The following is an 849-nucleotide window of genomic DNA, read 5'->3' as shown; positions in this document are numbered from 1 at the left end:
CCGGATCAAAGCTTGCTTACAGCTCCCCGAGGCAGTATCGTTGTTCGCCACGTCCTTCATCGGCTCCTAGCGCCTAGGCATCCTCCGTGTGCTCTTAGTAGCTTAACCATTCGACTCCTATTTGACTTGCTTCGCTCTCTTGTTTTGCGCTGCGCGCAAAGCCAAATTCGCTCACCAATCCAAATACTCGTCTGCTACTTTTTACTTCTTGGTCTTACAATGAAGACACAAGCAGCTAAAAGGATATTTCTAAAACGCAGATTCGTTTCGTTATCTAGTTTTCAAGGATCAAATTAATTGGTGGAGCTAAGCGGGATCGAACCGCTGACCTCCTGCTTGCAAGGCAGGCGCTCTCCCAGCTGAGCTATAGCCCCATAAATAACCCCAAAAAGCGAATTACACTTGAATGAAGTTTATATGGTGGGCCCTAGTGGACTCGAACCACCGACCTCACCCTTATCAGGGGTGCGCTCTAACCAACTGAGCTAAGGGCCCATAACGTGTATGGGAATTATTCATTTGAAACCCATGAGGGTTTGCGCTTGGCAACGTCCTACTCTCCCAGGACCCTTCGGTCCAAGTACCATCGGCGCTGGAGGGCTTAACGGTCGTGTTCGGGATGGGTACGCGTGGAACCCCTCCGCTATCGCCACCAAACGCATTTTGAAAGAGGTTTGCTCTCTCAAAACTGAGCAACGAGTGAGTAACTAGCCGACCTGGCTAGATTTAGATTTGAATGTTTCCGTTTCAGGAAACGATTCTCCATAGAAAGGAGGTGATCCAGCCGCACCTTCCGATACGGCTACCTTGTTACGACTTCACCCCAATCATCTACCCCACCTTCGGCGG

Annotated in this window: 2 tRNA genes and 3 rRNA genes; all 5 read right to left on the bottom strand. The window is 49.9% G+C overall.

Annotation, left to right across the window (positions count from 1 at the left end):
- Positions 1-108: ribosomal RNA gene (locus CJP46_RS36035) — 23S ribosomal RNA — on the bottom strand; the annotation flags it as partial.
- Between the two features lie 190 nt (positions 109-298).
- Positions 299-374, bottom strand: a tRNA-Ala gene (locus CJP46_RS36030).
- Between the two features lie 44 nt (positions 375-418).
- A tRNA-Ile gene (locus CJP46_RS36025) sits at positions 419-495 on the bottom strand.
- Between the two features lie 45 nt (positions 496-540).
- Positions 541-657: ribosomal RNA gene (gene rrf / locus CJP46_RS36020) — 5S ribosomal RNA — on the bottom strand.
- Between the two features lie 111 nt (positions 658-768).
- Positions 769-849 (bottom strand): 16S ribosomal RNA (locus tag CJP46_RS36015); the annotation flags it as partial.

The sequence above is a fragment of the Paenibacillus sp. XY044 genome (assembly GCF_002257645.1).
Taxonomy (GTDB): domain Bacteria; phylum Bacillota; class Bacilli; order Paenibacillales; family Paenibacillaceae; genus Paenibacillus_AQ.
Note: the sequence above shows the minus strand (reverse complement) of the source record. Positions and strands in the feature narration are given on the sequence as shown.